Origin of the sequence: Pseudomonas sp. HT11 (assembly GCF_044875395.1) — a bacterium.
GTDB lineage: Bacteria > Pseudomonadota > Gammaproteobacteria > Pseudomonadales > Pseudomonadaceae > Aquipseudomonas.
Map to the genome: position 1 here is coordinate 5,143,911 of NZ_CP173217.1, position 17,009 is coordinate 5,160,919.

General features: G+C 61.5%; 10 protein-coding genes. 4 read left to right on the forward strand and 6 right to left on the reverse strand.

Features of this window, described 5'->3' with window-relative positions; translation table 11 throughout:
• Position 1: 1 nt before the first annotated feature.
• Positions 2-3,898, reverse strand: a complete 3,897-nt coding sequence (purL, locus tag ABWL43_RS23825) for a phosphoribosylformylglycinamidine synthase (protein ID WP_145164403.1) — start codon at positions 3,896-3,898, stop codon at positions 2-4.
• A gap of 287 nt (positions 3,899-4,185) precedes the next feature.
• Between purL and mltF the strand changes: the two genes are divergently transcribed.
• Complete coding sequence (gene mltF, locus ABWL43_RS23830) at positions 4,186-5,646, forward strand: membrane-bound lytic murein transglycosylase MltF (protein WP_262209869.1); 1,461 nt, start codon at positions 4,186-4,188, stop codon at positions 5,644-5,646.
• Between the two features lie 135 nt (positions 5,647-5,781).
• Here the strand turns inward: mltF and ABWL43_RS23835 are convergent, their stop codons facing one another.
• The 5 genes from ABWL43_RS23835 to treP all read right to left on the reverse strand — a co-directional run bounded on the left by ABWL43_RS23835 (position 5,782) and on the right by treP (position 13,324).
• A complete protein-coding gene (locus ABWL43_RS23835; RefSeq protein ID WP_262209871.1) occupies positions 5,782-6,060 on the reverse strand; it encodes a PTS transporter subunit EIIB in 279 nt (92 codons plus the stop codon).
• Between the two features lie 2 nt (positions 6,061-6,062).
• Entirely contained in the window at positions 6,063-8,594 is a 2,532-nt protein-coding gene (gene ptsP, locus ABWL43_RS23840; protein ID WP_404484750.1) for a phosphoenolpyruvate--protein phosphotransferase, read from the reverse strand.
• A 165-nt stretch (positions 8,595-8,759) separates the two neighbouring features.
• The gene (locus ABWL43_RS23845; RefSeq protein WP_404484752.1) at positions 8,760-9,980 is read right to left on the reverse strand and encodes a maltoporin; all 1,221 of its coding nucleotides are present in this window, start codon (positions 9,978-9,980) and stop codon (positions 8,760-8,762) included.
• Between the two features lie 135 nt (positions 9,981-10,115).
• Complete coding sequence (gene treC, locus ABWL43_RS23850; protein WP_404484755.1) at positions 10,116-11,762, reverse strand: alpha,alpha-phosphotrehalase; 1,647 nt, start codon at positions 11,760-11,762, stop codon at positions 10,116-10,118.
• A 119-nt stretch (positions 11,763-11,881) separates the two neighbouring features.
• Positions 11,882-13,324, reverse strand: a complete 1,443-nt coding sequence (treP, locus tag ABWL43_RS23855) for a PTS system trehalose-specific EIIBC component (protein ID WP_404484758.1) — start codon at positions 13,322-13,324, stop codon at positions 11,882-11,884.
• 252 nt (positions 13,325-13,576) lie between these two features.
• Here treP and treR point away from each other — a divergent pair, with 252 nt between their 5' ends.
• The 3 genes from treR (at position 13,577) to ABWL43_RS23870 (ending at position 16,997) form a co-directional block, all read left to right on the forward strand.
• Complete coding sequence (gene treR / locus ABWL43_RS23860; protein ID WP_145164174.1) at positions 13,577-14,281, forward strand: trehalose operon repressor; 705 nt, start codon at positions 13,577-13,579, stop codon at positions 14,279-14,281.
• Positions 14,282-14,763: 482 nt separating this feature from the next.
• Entirely contained in the window at positions 14,764-16,467 is a 1,704-nt protein-coding gene (locus tag ABWL43_RS23865) for a ShlB/FhaC/HecB family hemolysin secretion/activation protein (RefSeq protein ID WP_404484761.1), read from the forward strand.
• 11 nt (positions 16,468-16,478) lie between these two features.
• Complete coding sequence (locus ABWL43_RS23870) at positions 16,479-16,997, forward strand: toxin-activating lysine-acyltransferase (RefSeq protein ID WP_017139694.1); 519 nt, start codon at positions 16,479-16,481, stop codon at positions 16,995-16,997.
• Positions 16,998-17,009: the final 12 nt, after the last annotated feature.

Genomic DNA, 17,009 nt, shown 5'->3' on the forward strand with positions numbered 1-17,009 from the left:
CTCAGTTCACCCACACGCGAGCGTTGCGGAACATGCGCATCCAGGCGCCGTCTTCGTTCCACTCTTCCGGACGCCACGAGTTCTGCACGGCACGGAACACACGCTCCGGGTGCGGCATCATGATGGTCACGCGACCGTCGCGGCTGGTAAGGCCGGTGATCCCGCGCGGCGAGCCGTTCGGGTTGGCCGGGTAGCTTTCGGTGACCTTGCCGTGGTTATCGACAAAACGCATCGCCACGCAACCGGACAGGTCGGCTTCGAGCAGGGCTTCTTCGCTTTCGAACTCGGCATGGCCTTCACCGTGGGCGATGGCGATTGGCATGCGCGAACCGGCCATGCCCTGCAGGAAGATCGAGTTGGATTCCTGCACCTGCACCATGGCGACACGGGCTTCGAACTGCTCGGAACGGTTACGCACAAAGTGCGGCCAGAACTCGCTGCCCGGGATCAGTTCGCTGAGGTTGGACATCATCTGGCAACCGTTGCACACACCCAGGGTGAAACTGTCGTTGCGCTCGAAGAAGCCCTGGAACGCATCACGCGCACGGCTGTTGAACAGCGCCGACTTGGCCCAGCCTTCACCGGCACCCAGCACGTCACCGTAGGAGAAACCACCGCAGGCGACGAGGCCTTTGAACGCGTTGAGGTCAACGCGACCGGCGAGGATGTCGCTCATGTGCACGTCGATCGCGTTAAAGCCGGCGCGGTCGAACGCGGCCGCCATTTCCACCTGGCCGTTGACGCCCTGCTCACGCAGTACCGCAACTTGTGGGCGGATGCCTTTTTTGATGTAAGGCGCGGCGATGTCCTGGTTGACGTCGAAGCTGAGCTTGGTGCTCAGGCCCGGGTTTTCTTCTTCCAGGATCACGTCGAATTCCTGCTCGGCGCAGTCGGCGTTATCACGCAGGCGTTGGATCTGGTAGCTGGTCTCGGCCCACTGGCGTTGCAGCAGACGGCGCTGCCCGGCAAACACAGTGTCGCCATTGAAGGAGATATTGACTTCACCGTTGTTGATCGGCTGACCGATCACTGCCACGCAGTCGTCCAGGCCGGCGGCGCTGAATTGTGCGAGCACGTCCGGAGTGGCGTCCTGGCGAACCTGGATCACGGCGCCCAACTCTTCGTTGAACAGGATGCCGTTGATTTCGCAGGCTGCCTCGGCAACGCTGTCGAGCACGATGTTCAGGCCGCAGTGACCGGCGAAGGCCATTTCTACAACGCTGGTCAGCAAGCCGCCGTCGGAACGGTCGTGGTAAGCCAGCAGGTGGCCGTCGGCGTTCAGGCCCTGGATCACGGCGAAGAAGGCTTTCAGGTCTTCGGCGTCATCCACGTCCGGCGCGTGCTTGCCGAGCTTGCCGTGGGTTTGCGCGAGGATCGAGGCGCCCATGCGGTTCTGGCCACGGCCCAGGTCGATCAGGATCAGATCGGTGGTGCCCTTGTCCATGCGCAGTTGCGGGGTCAGGGTCTGGCGAATGTCGGTGACCGGTGCGAAACCGGTAACGATCAGCGACAGCGGCGAAGTAACGCTCTTGTCGGTGCCGTCTTCGTTCCAACGGGTGGCCATGGACATCGAGTCCTTGCCCACCGGAATGGTGATACCCAGCTCAGGGCACAGCTCCATGCCGACAGCCTTGACGGTGTCGTACAGACGCGCGTCTTCACCTGGGTGACCGGCCGCGGACATCCAGTTGGCCGACAGTTTGATGTCGGACAGCTTGCCGATGCGGGAGGCGGCGATGTTGGTGAGGGTTTCACCAATGGCCATGCGGCCCGACGCCGGCGCGTCCAGCAGGGCCAGCGGCGTGCGCTCGCCCATGGCCATGGCTTCACCGGTGTACACGTCGAAGCTGGTGGCGGTGACGGCAACGTCGGCCACCGGCACTTGCCATGGGCCGACCATTTGGTCACGGGCCACAAGACCGGTGATGGTGCGGTCGCCGATGGTGATCAGGAAGCTTTTGCTCGCCACGGCCGGGTGGTGCAGCACGCGTTCGATGCTGTCGGTCAGGTCGAGACTGCTTGGGTCGAAGTCATCGCCCAACTCGGTTTCACGCACGGCCGAACGGTGCATGCGCGGGGCTTTGCCCAGCAGCACTTCGAGTGGCATGTCCACCGGGCTGTTGCCGAAATGGCTGTCGGTGACCGTCAGTTGCGGCTCGGCAGTGGCCTCGCCAACCACGGCAAACGGGCAACGCTCACGTTCGCAGATGGCCTGGAAGCGCGCGAAGTCTTCAGGGCCGACGGCCAATACGTAGCGTTCCTGGGATTCGTTACTCCAGATTTCGTGCGGGGCCATGCCCGGCTCGTCGTTTGGAATGTTGCGCAGTTCGAAACGACCGCCTCGCTCGCCATCGTTGACCAGTTCCGGGAAGGCGTTGGACAAACCGCCGGCGCCGACGTCGTGGATGAAGCTGATCGGGTTCTTGTCACCCAACTGCCAGCAACGGTCGATGACTTCCTGGCAGCGGCGTTCCATTTCTGGGTTTTCACGCTGTACGGAAGCAAAATCCAGGTCTGCCGAGCTGGTGCCGGTGGCCATGGAGGAAGCAGCGCCGCCGCCCAGGCCGATCAGCATGGCCGGGCCGCCGAGGACGATCAGCTTGGAGCCGACCAGAATCTCGCCTTTCTTGACGTGTTCTTCACGGATGTTGCCCATGCCGCCAGCCAACATGATCGGCTTGTGGTAGCCGCGCACTTCATCGCCACGCGGGGTGGTGATGGACTGCTCGAACGTACGGAAGTAACCGGTCAGCGCCGGACGCCCGAATTCGTTGTTGAACGCGGCGCCGCCCAGCGGGCCTTCGATCATGATGTCCAGCGCGGTCACGATGCGCTCAGGCTTGCCGTACGGCACTTCCCACGGCTGTTCGAAGCCTGGGATCTGCAGGTTGGACACGGTGAAACCGGTCAGGCCCGCCTTTGGCTTGGCGCCACGGCCGGTGGCGCCTTCGTCGCGGATCTCACCGCCGGAACCGGTGGCTGCGCCCGGGAACGGAGCAATTGCGGTCGGGTGGTTGTGGGTCTCAACCTTCATCAGGATGTGCACCGGCTCCTGCACCGCGCCGTACTGGCGGGTCTCAGGGTCCGGGAAGAAACGGCCGGCAACCGAGCCGACGATCACCGAGGCGTTGTCCTTATAAGCCGACAGAACGCCTTCGCTGTGCATCACGTAGGTGTTCTTGATCATGCCGAACAGACTTTTTTCCTGGCTTTCGCCGTCGATGTCCCAACTGGCGTTGAAGATCTTGTGACGGCAATGCTCGGAGTTGGCCTGCGCAAACATCATCAGTTCGATGTCGTGCGGGTTGCGCTTCAAGCCGTTGAAGGCGTTGACCAGGTAGTCGATCTCGTCTTCGGCCAGGGCAAGGCCCAGTTCAGTGTTGGCCTTCTCGAGGGCGGCGCGGCCACCGCCAAGCACGTCAATCGCAGTCAGCGGCTTGGGTTCGGCGTGGCTGAACAGGCCGCCAGCGTGTTCCAGCTGGCTGACGATGATCTGGGTCATGCGGTCGTGCAGGCTGCTGGCAATCAGCTCGGCTTCGGCGTCGCTGAACTGGCCGGCAACATAGAAAGCGATACCGCGCTCCAGGCGCTGGATTTTTTCCAGGCCACAGTTGCGGGCGATATCACTGGCCTTGCTCGACCAGGGCGAGATGGTGCCGAACCGCGGCAGAACCAGGAACAAGCGGCCGTCAGGCTCTTGAACGGGAACGCTTGGGCCGTACTTCAGAAGGCGCGCCAGCACTTGCTGTTCGTCGGCGGTCAACACGCCGGTCACGTCGGCGAAGTGAGCAAATTCAGCATACAAGCCTGTAACCGCTGGAACCTTCTGGCTCAGTTGCTCAAGGAGTTTGCTGTGGCGAAAGGCAGAAAGGGCAGGAGCGCCGCGCAGGATCAACATCTTCGGGACAGCCTCGGGAAGGGGGTGTGCTTTGAGGCCGTGCATTCTAGCGTAAACCATCGCCAACGGCACCCGAAACGGCACGGCTGGCCGCTGCCGAACGTCAGTTGGCACGGTTTGCACAGTATCGGGGCATTTTCCGGGGCTGGGCGCGCAGTTATTTTAACCGTCATAAACCCTCGCCAACCCGCGTTTCTGCGGGCTGCAGCCCGGTTCTGCGGGCGCTAGCAGACAAGTGCCCTGCTGTCGAGATATGGCGCTGAGGGTCGTTTGCGTATACTGCGCAGATGTTCTTCCCTACTGCTTTGCGCCCGCGATGCGCCAAATGGCTGATCGCAACCGGACTCTTCCTGATGCTCAGCGCCTGTGTTGATAAACCCAGCACGCTCGAGCGAATCAAGGAGGATGGCGTATTGCGGGTGATCACCCGAAACAGCCCGGCCACTTATTTCCAGGACCGCAACGGTGAAACCGGTTTCGAATACGAACTGGTCAAGCGGTTTGCCGACGACCTGGGGGTGAAGCTGGAAATCGAGACCGCCGACAACCTTGATGACCTGTTCGGCCAGTTGGGCAAACCCAACGGCCCGGTTCTGGCCGCCGCCGGTCTGGTCAGCAGCGAACAGCGCGAGCAGCAGGTGCGCTTCTCGCACCCTTACCTGGAAGTGACGCCGCAGATCATCTACCGCAACGGCCAGTCGCGCCCCACCACCGCAGCCGACCTGGTGGGCAAGAAGATCATGGTGCTAAAGGGCAGCACCCACGCCGAGCAATTGGCGGCGCTTAAAAAGCAAAATCCCGCGATTGAATATGAAGAGTCCGACGCCGTTGAGGTGGTCGACCTGCTGCGCATGGTGGACGAGGGGCAAATCGACCTGACCCTGGTGGACTCCAACGAAGTCGCGATGAACCAGGTGTACTTCCCCAACGTGCGCGTGGCCTTCGACCTCGGCAATGCCAGCCACCAAAGCTGGGCCGTGGCGGCAGGCGATGACAACAGCCTGCTCAACGAGATCAACAGCTACCTGGACAAGGTGGAAAAGAACGGCACCCTGCAGCGTCTTAAAGACCGCTATTACGGGCACGTCGATGTGCTCGGTTACGTCGGCGCCTACACCTTTGCCCAGCACTTGCAGCAACGCCTGCCCAAATACGAGAAGCATTTTCGGACTTACGCCAAGGAAGAAAAAGTCGACTGGCGCCTACTGGCGGCCATCGGTTATCAGGAATCACTGTGGCAACCGGCCGTCACCTCCAAGACCGGCGTGCGTGGCCTGATGATGCTGACCCAGAACACCGCCCAGGCGATGGGCGTGTCCAACCGCCTGGACGCCAAGCAAAGCATCATGGGCGGCGCCAAATACCTGGCCAAGATCAAGGATGAGCTGGACGACAGCATCGCCGAGCCGGATCGCACCTGGTTCGCCCTCGCCGCCTACAACGTCGGCACCGGCCATCTGGAAGACGCGCGCACGCTAGCGAAGAAGGACGGCCTGAACCCCAACAAGTGGCTGGACGTGAAGAAGATGCTGCCGCGCCTGGCGCAGAAGCAGTGGTACAGCAAAACCCGCTATGGCTATGCGCGCGGCGGTGAGCCGGTGCATTTTGTGGCGAACATCCGGCGCTACTACGACATCCTCACCTGGGTGACCCAGCCGCAGCTGGAAGGCAACCAGGTGGTCGACGGCAACTTGCACGTGCCGGGCGTGGACAAGACCAAGCCGCCGGAAGATAACCCGCAGCTGTAAGCCACTCTCCCAAACACCACAAAACCCTGTGGGAGCCGGGCTTGCCCGCGATGGCGGCCGGCCAGTCAACCTATTCGTTACCTGATACACCGCGATCGCGGGCAAGCCCGCTCCCACATTGGAAGAGTGGTCGCCTTAAAGACCGGTGAGCAAATGCACGACGCCGCCGCCCAACACCATCACCCCCGGCACACCCGCCGCCTTTAACGCCGGCTCATCCAACCGCGCCGCATCCTGCAGTTGCACACGCACCCGCGTCAGCGCCACGCGCTGCTGCGACTTGAGGTTATCCGCGCCACCCAACGCACTCAGCACGCTGGCCGACAACAGACCCGGCGTCGGCGCCGCGACCGTCTCGGCAATCAAATCCGGGGTCAGGGCTTTCCAGAACGCCCGCTGCAATTTCTCGAACATGCTCAGTGCTCCACGACAGGTGAGGTTTCAACGGTAGCCGCGTGGTACTGGCGCAGGGCCTCGCGCACATGCGCGGCTTCTTCCAGGCCCAGCACCTGGCGGGCAATGATCTGGCAATCGGCCAGGTCCAGCTCGCGCACGGTGGCCTTGATGGTTGGGATCAGCGGCACGCTGACCGACAACTCATCCACGCCAAGCCCGATCAACATGGGTACAGCCAACGCTTCGGAGGCCAATGCGCCACACACGCCCACCCACTTGCCATGGGCATGCGCGGCCTTGACGGTGGTGGCGATCAGGCGCAACACCGCGGGGTGAAAGCTGTCAGCCTGGCTGGCCAGCCGTGGGTGATCACGGTCCATGGCCAAGGTGTATTGGGTGAGGTCATTGGTGCCGATGGAGAAAAAGTCCACATGCGGGGCAAAGACATCGGCCATCAGCGCCGCAGACGGCACCTCGATCATGATGCCCAGCTTCGGCAACGCTTCAAGCCCCAGCGCCAGCGCTTCCTCTTCAAGAATCTTGCGCGCCAAGTGCAGCTCCGACAGCAGGCTGACCATCGGTAACATGATGTGCAGCCGCGCCAACCCGGCGCTGGCAAGGATCGCGCGAAACTGTTCGCGCAGGAGCTCCGGGCGCTCCAGGCACAGGCGGATACCGCGCAAGCCTAAAAACGGGTTGGTCTCGCTTTCCATCGGCACATAGGCCAACGGCTTGTCGCCCCCCACGTCCAGAGTGCGCACCACCAAATTACGCTCAGTGCCCAAGGCGCGGGCGATGGCGCTGTAAGTGCCCGCTTGCTCCTCGGGGCTGGGTGCGCGGTTGCGGTCCAGGTAGAGGAATTCCGAACGCAGCAGGCCGACGCCTTCACCGCCCAGGGCCAGGGATTGCTCCACTTCCTGCAATGAAGCGACGTTGGCCGTGACCTCAACGTGATGGCCGTCGCGGGTCGTGGCCGGCAAGGCCGCCTGCGCCACCTCACGCTGACGGCGTTGCACTTGCTGATCACGGGCCGCCTGCAGTTTTTCGATTTCAGCCAGGTCTGGCTCCAGGTGCAGCTCGCCTTTGTCGGCGTCGAGCAGGACTTGTTTGCCATTGGCCAGTGCCAACACGTGCCCTGGCACACCGCAAATCGCCGGCAGGCCGAGCGCACGGGCGAGGATCGCCACATGACTGGTCGCGCCGCCGCCGACAGTGACAAACCCCAGCACCTTGCGGGTATCCAGGCTGGCGGTTTGCGACGGCGTCAGTTGCTCGGCAATCAGGATGGCCTGCTCGGGCAAGTCCCATGCGCGGTCCTGAATACCGAGAATCAGCTTCAGCACGCGCTGGCCGACATCGGCCAAATCCGCCGCGCGCTCGGCGAGCAGCGCATTGCCCAGGCCCTGGAACAGCTTAGCGGTGGCAACGGTGGCGCTGTTCCAGGCAAAGGCGGCGCTTTTGCCTTCGGCCAGCAGGCCGTGGGCATGCTCCAGCAGGGTCGGGTCTTCGAGCAACTCCTGATGGGCCCTGAAAATCTCGGCCTGGGCGCTGCCGGCCGCCTTGGTTTGCAGGGTTTGCAACGCCTCGGTTGCCGCCAGCAGGCCACGCGTCAACGCGTCGCGCTCGGCGGTTTCGCCGGTGCCGTTTTCAGTGATGTTCAGCTCAGGCTCGGCCACCTGAACAACCTGGCCAAATGCCGAACCCGGTGACGCACACACGCCGCGCAGCAACGCGGCCGACGACACGGGCGCGACCGCCTCAACCACCTGCGTCGGTGCCGCGACCGTTTCGCCGCAGCCCTCGGCCAACAGCGCGACCAATGCCTTGATCGCCGCGTCGGCATCGTTACCCGCCGCACTGACCTGCAAGGTGTCGCCCTGCGCGGTTTGCAGCGCCATGATCGCCACCAGGGATTTTGCGTTGGCGCTTTGGGTTTGCTTGTGCAAGTAAATGCTCGCGTCAAAACCCTTGGCCGCCTGGGCAAACACCGCCGCAGGGCGGGCGTGCAGGCCGTTGGCGTTGGGCAAGCTCAGCGGCTTGGAGAACAGCGCATCACCCTCCTCCTCCGCGACGGCTGCAGTGGCCTCGCCGGGTGATACTCGCAACAGCGGCTGGCCCACATCCACCCAATTGCCGTCCGGCGCCAACAGCGTAAACGGCTCGCCGCTGACCACCAGCATCAAGGTCAACAAACTGCGCGCAGTGAGCGCCACGTAATCGGCATCGAATTCAATCAGCGGTTGCCCAGCTTCCACTCGCTGGCCTTCCTGCACCAGCCGCGTGAAGCCCTGGCCTGCCAGGTTCACCGTGTCCAGGCCGATATGCATCAGCACCTGAACGCCGTTGTCGTCGGTAACGCTGACGGCATGGCCACTGTCCTGGAGACTGCTGATCACCCCGGCCAGCGGCGCGCAAAGGGTCTGCGAGGTGGGATCGATGCACAGGCCGTCGCCGATCATGCGACTGGCGAACACCGGGTCGGGCACCTGATCCAGCGCCAGCAGCACACCCGACAGTGGCGCCAGCAGTTCCAGGGGTTGAGTTGTGGTCATGACTTCACCTGCTGTTTTGTTCTGTAAAAATCATAGGGCGAACGACTATCCAATGTGGGAGCTGGCTTGCCTGCGATGCTGGCGACTCGGTTTCTCAGTAAAACCGAGGTGTTGCTATCGCAGGCAAGCCAGCTCCCACATAAAACTCATTCACTTAAACCCGCGTTATTTCCACCAGTATTCGACCTGCACACCCACATTCGAGCCATGCCGCGCTGTGCCGTAGGCGCCGGTGTCGGACAACGCCGAGCCCGCCGCCAATTCATTCGCCGCGCGCTTGGCCGCTTCGTTCCAGGTTGCATAGGTGTAATACAAGCGCACTTCCGGCCGCGCCCAGAATTCCGGGCCGTTGGGCGACCAGGTCGGGGCGAAGGTGAATTTGCTCAGCTTGCGCGTGCCACCGGTGGCGTCGACCTGATCATGCCCAAGCTCTGTGACCAGTTTGAACCGCTCGCTGATGGCATACGCCGGGCGCACGCCGATGGACATCCAGGTTTGATCCTGGCTGCCAGGACGGATGTCTTTCTGGTACACCGCCTCGACCTGCCCGCCAAAACGCGGGGTCACCTGCCAGTCGAAAAACTCCACGGCGCGGTAGCTTTTACTGCTGTTATCCAAAGCCGTGTTGCCGGTGTAGCCCAGGCCCGTGCCGGGGCCTTCGCCGTACTGCAAGGCAAACTTGTTTTTGCCGCCCAGGAAAGGTTTTTGCACGTGCTGCGCCGTGATCGCCCAACCGCTGTTGGCGTCACGACCACCGGCTTTTTCGATGTAGCTCAAGCCGAACTCCAGTTCACCGCCGGGGTTGGTCTTGAACCCCGCCACGTTGAAGTCGTGACGGGTGGCGTATTCCTTCTGGTACAGGTTGTCTTTGCGGGAAATGGCGTAGCTGTATTTGAGGTCGCCGATCAGCACGTCCTCGACGCCGCCGCCGGTGGCGCTCTGGTTCCAGTAGTAGAAGTCGGAGATGTGGATGTCGTTACGTTTGTAGTAACGCCGGCCCGCCCACACCGAGCCGCCATTGAGGCTGGGCAAATTGGACCACTGCGCATACATCTGCGGCATGCGCGCCGAGCCGTTGTCTTCGCCCTGGAACTTCAGGGCACGGTCGTATTTGTTGTACAGCGACGCCATGGCATCGACGCTGAGCACCGAGCCGTCGTCGAGGGTCAGCAGGTCCTGGCGCAATTCCAGTTCGGCGTATTGCTCGCATTCGTTACCCAAACGGTACTTCGTTTGCGCCCCCGGCAACTGGAAGCACTGCTGCTTGCCACTGCCCGTTGAAGTGCCCGCGCCGCTGCGCAAGTAACCGGCAAATTCCAGGGCCTGCGCGGCAAAAGGTGCAGTAAGGCATGACGCAATAAGGCCCAGCTTTATTGTTGTTTTCATGAAGCACTCCTTTTATTTTTATTTTTTTTCTTACTTTTTGTCTTACGCGCGGCGTGCAGAGGCCGGCTCGCTGGCATTGGCGCGTTCAGGGCGCTATCGCCGGCAAGTGGGCTCCTACGGGTGACTCGCGGTGTTTCAGTCGGTCAGGTGCAGCACGAATGATTCATAGGGGCGCAACACCACCGTGGCCGTACGCAACGGGCAATCGGGGTAGTTGCTGATCAGCAGGCGTTGCTCGCTTGAGGCGTTGATCACGCCTTGCGGCAGCTGGATTTCGCAGGGTTTGCCATAGAAATTGTTCACCACCAGCAAGCGCTCGCCATGGCCTTCGCGCAGGTAGGCCCAGACCTGGAGGTGGTCTTGCAGCAGTTGGCGATAAACCCCCGCCTGAATCAGCGGCTCATGCCGACGCAACGCAATCAGCGCACGGTAGTGATGCAGCACCGAATCCGGGTCATCCCGTTGGCTTTCGACGTTGATCTGCGCCGCGTTGGCTGGAATACCGATCCAGGGTTCACCGCTGCTGAAACCGGCGTTGGCTTGAGTGCTCCACTGCATCGGCGTGCGGCCGTTGTCGCGCGACTTCTGCATGATCGCCGCCATGCTGGCGGCCTCGGACTCACCGGCATCGCGCTTGAGCCGGAAGATGTTCAGGGTCTCGACATCGCGGTACTGCTCGATCTTGTTGAAGCCAGGATTGGTCATGCCCAACTCTTCGCCCTGGTACACATACGGCGTGCCCTGAAGGAAGTGCAGCGCCGTGGCGAGCATCTTGGCCGAGACCACGCGGTGCTCGCCGTCGTCACCAAAACGCGAGACCACCCGCGGCTGGTCGTGGTTACACCAGAACAGCGCATTCCAGCCACCACCGGCCTGCATGCCCAGTTGCCAGTCAGAGAAAATCTGCTTGAGCTGCAGAAAGTCGAAGTCGGCCTTCACCCACTTTTGCAGGTTCGGGTAATCGACCTTCAAGTGATGAAAGTTGAAGGTCATCGACAGCTCTTTCGACTCAGGATTGGAGTAGCGAATGCAGTGTTCCAGGCTGGTGGATGACATCTCGCCGACGTTGATCAGGTCATGCCCTTCGAAGACTTCGCGGTGCATTTCCTGCAGGTAGTGGTGCACGTTCGGGCCGTCGGTGTAGAAGCGCCGGCCATCAGTGTTGTCTTCGGGGAAATCGGCGGGTTTGGAGATCAGGTTGATCACGTCCAGGCGGAAACCGCCCACGCCTTTGTCACGCCAGAAGCGCATCAACTTGAACACCTCGGCGCGCACCTTGGGGTTGTCCCAATTCAGGTCGGCCTGGGTGTGGTCGAACAGGTGCAGGAAGTACTGGTCGGTTTGCGCTTCGTATTCCCAGGCGGAGCCGCCGAACTTGGACTCCCAGTTGTTTGGCTGGTCGCGCCAGATATAGAAGTCGCGGTACGGGTTGTCGAGGCTGCTGCGCGCCTGCTGGAACCACTCGTGTTCGATGGAGGTGTGGTTGACCACGATGTCGAGCATCAGCGTGATGCCGCGCTTGGCCGCTTCGCTGATCAGCAGGTCGCAGTCGGCCATGGTCCCGTAGCTTGGGTCGATGGCGTAGTAGTCGCTGATGTCATAGCCGTTGTCGCGCTGCGGCGAGCGCAGGAATGGAGTGATCCACAGGCAATCCACGCCCAGCCATTGCAGGTAATCGAGCTTGTCCACGATGCCCAGCAGGTCACCGGTGGCGTTACCCGCGTGGCTGTGGAAGCTTTTTGGGTAGATCTGGTAGATCACCGAGTGCTGCCAGTTTTGCATGGTGGGTTCCTTCAATAGAGTTGTGTGCTGGCCTTGCCGGCCTCATCGCGGGCAAGCCCGGCTCCCACACTTGAATGTGCTCACCCATCAATGTGGGAGTTGGCTTGTCGAACCGTCGATCAGGCGACCCGGTAGCCAGGCCGCACGATCTTCATGCTCAACGCACAGGTCAGTACAAATGGCACGACAATCGCGATGATCATCCCGATGACAAAAACCGGGATGTACTGCGGCAGGATTGAGATAAACGCCGGCAAACCACCGACACCAATGGCCGAGGCCTGCACCTTGTTCAGCGACAGGAAAATGCTGCCCAGTGCCGAGCCGAGCAAGGCGGCATAGAACGGAAACTTGAAGCGCAGGTTCACGCCAAACATCGCCGGCTCAGTGATACCGAAGTAAGCGGAAATCGCCGAGGTCGAGGCCATGCTCTTGTCCCGCGCATTGCGTGTCGTATAGAACACGGCGAGCGCGGCGCTGCCCTGGGCCAGGTTGGACATGACGATCATCGGCCAGATAAAAGTGCCGCCCTGGGTGGAGATCAGTTGCAGGTCCACGGCGAGGAACATGTGGTGCATGCCGGTGATCACCAGCGGCGCGTACAGCAGGCCGAAAATCGCCCCGCCGACCATCGGCGCCAGGTCAAACAGGGTGACCACGCCTTCGGTGATCAGAATGCCGAGGTGACGGGTCACCGGGCCGATGATCGCCAGGGCCAGTACGCCGGTGACGACAATCGTGGTGATCGGCACCACCAGCAGCTGGATGGCATTAGGTACTCGCGCGCGCAGCCATTTCTCGATGACGCTCATCACATAGGCGGCCATGAGGATCGGCAGGATCTGCCCCTGATAACCGACTTTTTCGATCTTGAACCAACCGAAAATATCGAAGTACGGCAGGCTCTGGCCGTCGAGGCCGGCGACTGCCTTGCCGTAGTTCCAGGCATTGAGCAGGTCCGGGTGCACCAGCATCAGGCCGAGCACGATGCCGAGGATTTCACTGCCGCCAAACCGCTTGGCCGCCGACCAGCCCACCAGCGCCGGCAGGAACACGAACGAGGTGTTGGCCATCAGGTTGATCAGGCTCCACAGGCCATCCAGGTTCGGATACGCCGCAAGCAGCGTCTTGCCCTCGATAAACATGCCTTTGGCGCCCATCAGGTTGTTAACGCCCATCAGCAGGCCGGCGATGATCAACGCGGGCAGGATCGGCATGAACACATCAGAAAATACGCGCACCAGGCGCTGCATGGCGTTGGTCTTGTCGGCGCCCTTCTTCTTCACGTCGGCAATGGTGGCGGCGGCAAGGCCGGTCTGCTCGCGCAGCGCGGCGTAGACCTTTTCCACTTCGCCGGGGCCGATCACCACCTGGAACAGGCCGCCAGTGAAGAACGACCCCTTGACCAGATCGACCTGGTTCAACGCACCGCCGTTGACCAGGCTCGGGTCCTTGAGCGCCAGGCGCAGGCGGGTCACGCAGTGGGCAGCCTGCTCAAGGTTGTCGCTGCCCCCGAGGTGCTCGAGAATCTCGCGGGCAATAGTCGAATAGTCGTGGCTCATGCTTGGTTTCCACTTTGATTTTTTTATTTGGGGGCAGTCATTGACAGCACGCCGAGGGCAAAAGTACTCGTCTGTACGAGTTAAAGCAACAACTCGTCTGTACGAGTTACAAATAGCTTAATTTTCTGAATGTGGAGTCAGACTTTTCCTCTATTCCACAGGTGGCCAATGGACAAAGCCCACCTCTGCCACTAAGGTTCCTGCCTTGAACGCGCAGTTCACCCTCATCAAGTCGGGCATAGAGCCATCCCCATGAGCAAATACAACCAGATCTATACGGATCTGCTTGCCAACATCACCACCGAACGCCTGCAACGCGGCACGCGCCTTCCCTCCGAAACCGAACTGATGGACGCCTACCAGGCCAGCCGTGGCACCGTGCGTCGCGCAATCGAGCAGCTGCAGGAGCGCGGTTTCGCGCAAAAAATTCACGGCAAGGGCACGTTCGTGCTGTCGCCCAACCCGATCGAGTTTCAACTGGGCGGCATCGTCAGCTTCCACGAAACCCACGCTGACCTGGGCGATGACGTACGCACCGAAGTCGTCGAATTCAGCCAGATCCCGTTGGAAGGTTCACTGCTGCAACACATCGAAGCCGAACCCGGCACCCTGATCACGCGCATCAAACGGGTACGGCGCATCGGCGGCAAACGGGTGATCCTCGACATCAACCACTTCGTCGCCGAACTGATCCCCGGCCTGGACCGCGACATCGCCGAACAGTCGATCTACGCGTTTATCGAGCAGACGCTGCAGCTGCAGATCAGCTACGCGCAACGCACCATCGAGGCCCTGCCGCGCAGCAAGGACGATCAGACCCATCTGGACCTCGAAGGTCAGAGCCATGTGATCGTGGTGAGCAACCAGACGTTTTTGCAGGACGGCCGCCAGTTCGAGTACACCGAGTCGCGGCATACGCTGGATAAGTTTTACTTTTCTGACATTGCACGGCGCTGAGGCCTCACGCAAAAGCGGTGTGGGAGCGCGGTGGCCCGCGATGGCAGGGCATCTGCCGCGCAGGTTCGGTCTGACACGCCTTCATGGCGGGCCATCCGGTTCAGCAGATGCCAGGGTTGTGGATAAGTTCGTGTGGACGTCGACGCCGAGCACACCTCTCTGACCCGTGTGGCTCAACATCCGCAGGCCATGTGGAAGGCGTCACATTTCCTGATCTTTGTATCAAACCACTTACCCACCATGAAACTTATGGCGCATGCCACTATCTGAGCTATCCAAAGCCACCTGGGAAATTTCTTTTTCTAAGTGTGGAAACGTCGACCTTATTCTATTTCGATTCAGTGCCACCGCCGTTCCAGGCTGTGCACTTATTGCGCCTCTGATTCTGATCACAAGGATGTGAAATGCCCGCGGACTCACGCTGCCCACTGCACAAGCCAGCCCCCTCCCGATATGTCATGAGGCTGGCGCGCTTGTCGTCGATGAATGCCAAACACCTCGCGCTGACGGCGCTGGCAGTGTGGACACTCTTTACGGCCGCCGCCGCTCAGGCTGCCGGGCCTGAAGAGGAATTACTGCGTCAGCAGGAGCGTGAACGCGCGCTGCGTGATCAATTGGAATCGCGGCCCGATGTACGTCTCCAGGCACCGACGCTCGACGAAGGCGGCTCTCGTCTTCCGGCGAAAGAAGCGCCCTGCTTCGCCATTAAAGACATCCGCCTGATTGGCGACGCATCCGAGAAGTTTCAATGGGCGCTGAAGGCCGCCAACCCCGAGGACGACCCCGCCGTGGGGCGCTGTCTGGGTGGCGCGGGTATCAACATGACGATGAAGCGCATGCAGAATGCGATCATCCAGGCGGGCTTTGTCACCACCCGCGTGCTTGCCGAAGCTCAGGACCTCAACAGCGGGATTCTGGTGCTGACAATCGTGCCGGGGCGCATCCGCGAAATCCGTTTTGCCGAAGGCACCAGCCGTCGCGCCACCCTGTGGAATGCGATGCCTGCCAACCCCGGCGACCTGCTTAATCTGCGCGATATCGAACAGGCGCTGGAAAACTTCAAGCGCGTGCCCACTGCCGACGCCGACATTCAGATCACCCCCACCCTGGCAGCTGATGCCAAGCCCGGCGAAAGCGATGTGGTGATCAAATGGAGACAGCAGTTTCCGGCCCGCGTGAGCCTTTCCTTCGACAACTCGGGCAGCAAATCCACAGGCAAGTATCAGGGCAATGTGTCGCTGTCGCTGGACAACCTGCTGTCGCTCAACGACTTGTTCTACGCCAGCTTCAACCACGACCTGGGCGGCGGCGAGTCCGGCCGACACGGCTCCAAAGGCAATACGCTCCACTACTCGCTGCCGATGGGTTACTGGCAACTGGCGTTCACCACCAGCGAGTACAACTACGAGCAGTCGGTCGCCGGCGCCACCCAGACGTACCAGTATCGAGGCGAAAGCCGTACCAACGATCTGCGCCTGTCTCGGCTGCTTTACCGCGATGCCGTGCGCAAAACCACGGCGTGGGGTGGCCTGTGGACACGATCTTCTGAAAACTTCATCGACGACACCGAGATCGGCAACCAGGATCGGCGCATGGCGGGCTGGCAGCTCGGCCTGGATCACCGGGAATTTATCGGCACCTCTATTCTGGACCTCGGCGTCGCCTACCGTCGCGGCACCGGCGCACATGACTCGCTGCGGGCCCCCGAAGAAGCCTCTGGTGCCGGCACATCCCGCTCGCAGATCATCACCGCCGACGCCCAACTGCAAGTGCCATTCGCCATAAGCGACCAGCGCCTGCGCTATATCGGCAGTTGGCGGTCGCAATGGAACCGGACACCGTTGGTGCCGCAGGACCGCTTCTCGATTGGCGGACGTTACAGCGTGCGCGGGTTTGACGGAGAAAACATTCTGTCTGCTGATCGCGGTTGGACACTGCGCAACGAAGTCGGCCTGGCGCTGGGGCAAACCGGCCAGGAGCTTTACACCGGTGTCGACTACGGCGAAGTCAGCGGCCAGGCCAGTAAGTACCTGATTGGTAAACGACTGGCGGGGGCTGTAGTGGGTGTGCGTGGTGGTTACAAAGGCCTGTCTTATGACTGGTCGGTAGGCACGCCGCTCAAGAAGCCAGATGGCTTCAAGACCGCGAACGTGACCAGCGACTTTACCGTCATCTGGTCGTTCTGAGGGGTAATGCCATGCGTTTTGAAACCCTGGACATCACGGCACCCGGCCTGATCGACGAGCCTTGGAACGAGGCGGCGGTGCTGGGCTCGGTCACTTGGTTGTGGATGCATTCCAGCGCTCACCGGGATGCGCCACTGCACAGCTTACCGACACTTCTGCTGCCGGCGCTCAAGCATCGCCAATTCGTGCTGGGCAGCGAGCACGGCAAGCCGGTGTGCTACCTCTCCTGGCTTAACGTCGATGAGGCAGCGGAACAGCGCTATTTGCAGCAATCACCGCTGACATTGAGCGACGCGGACTGGAATTGCGGCGAGCGCCTCTGGCTCAACGACTGGGTCGCGCCGTTTGGCCATACGGCCACCTTCACCCGAATCCTCCAGCGCCATCTGTTCGCCAACCGATGTGGTCGCGCGCTGTATCACCGGGGCGACGAGCGGGGCCTGCAAATCAAGACATTCCAGGGCATCGGTGTGATCCCTGAGCAGGCCAGGGCCTGGTTTGCCGCTCATCCGGTCGCCACGGCACCGTAACTTCAACTTTTG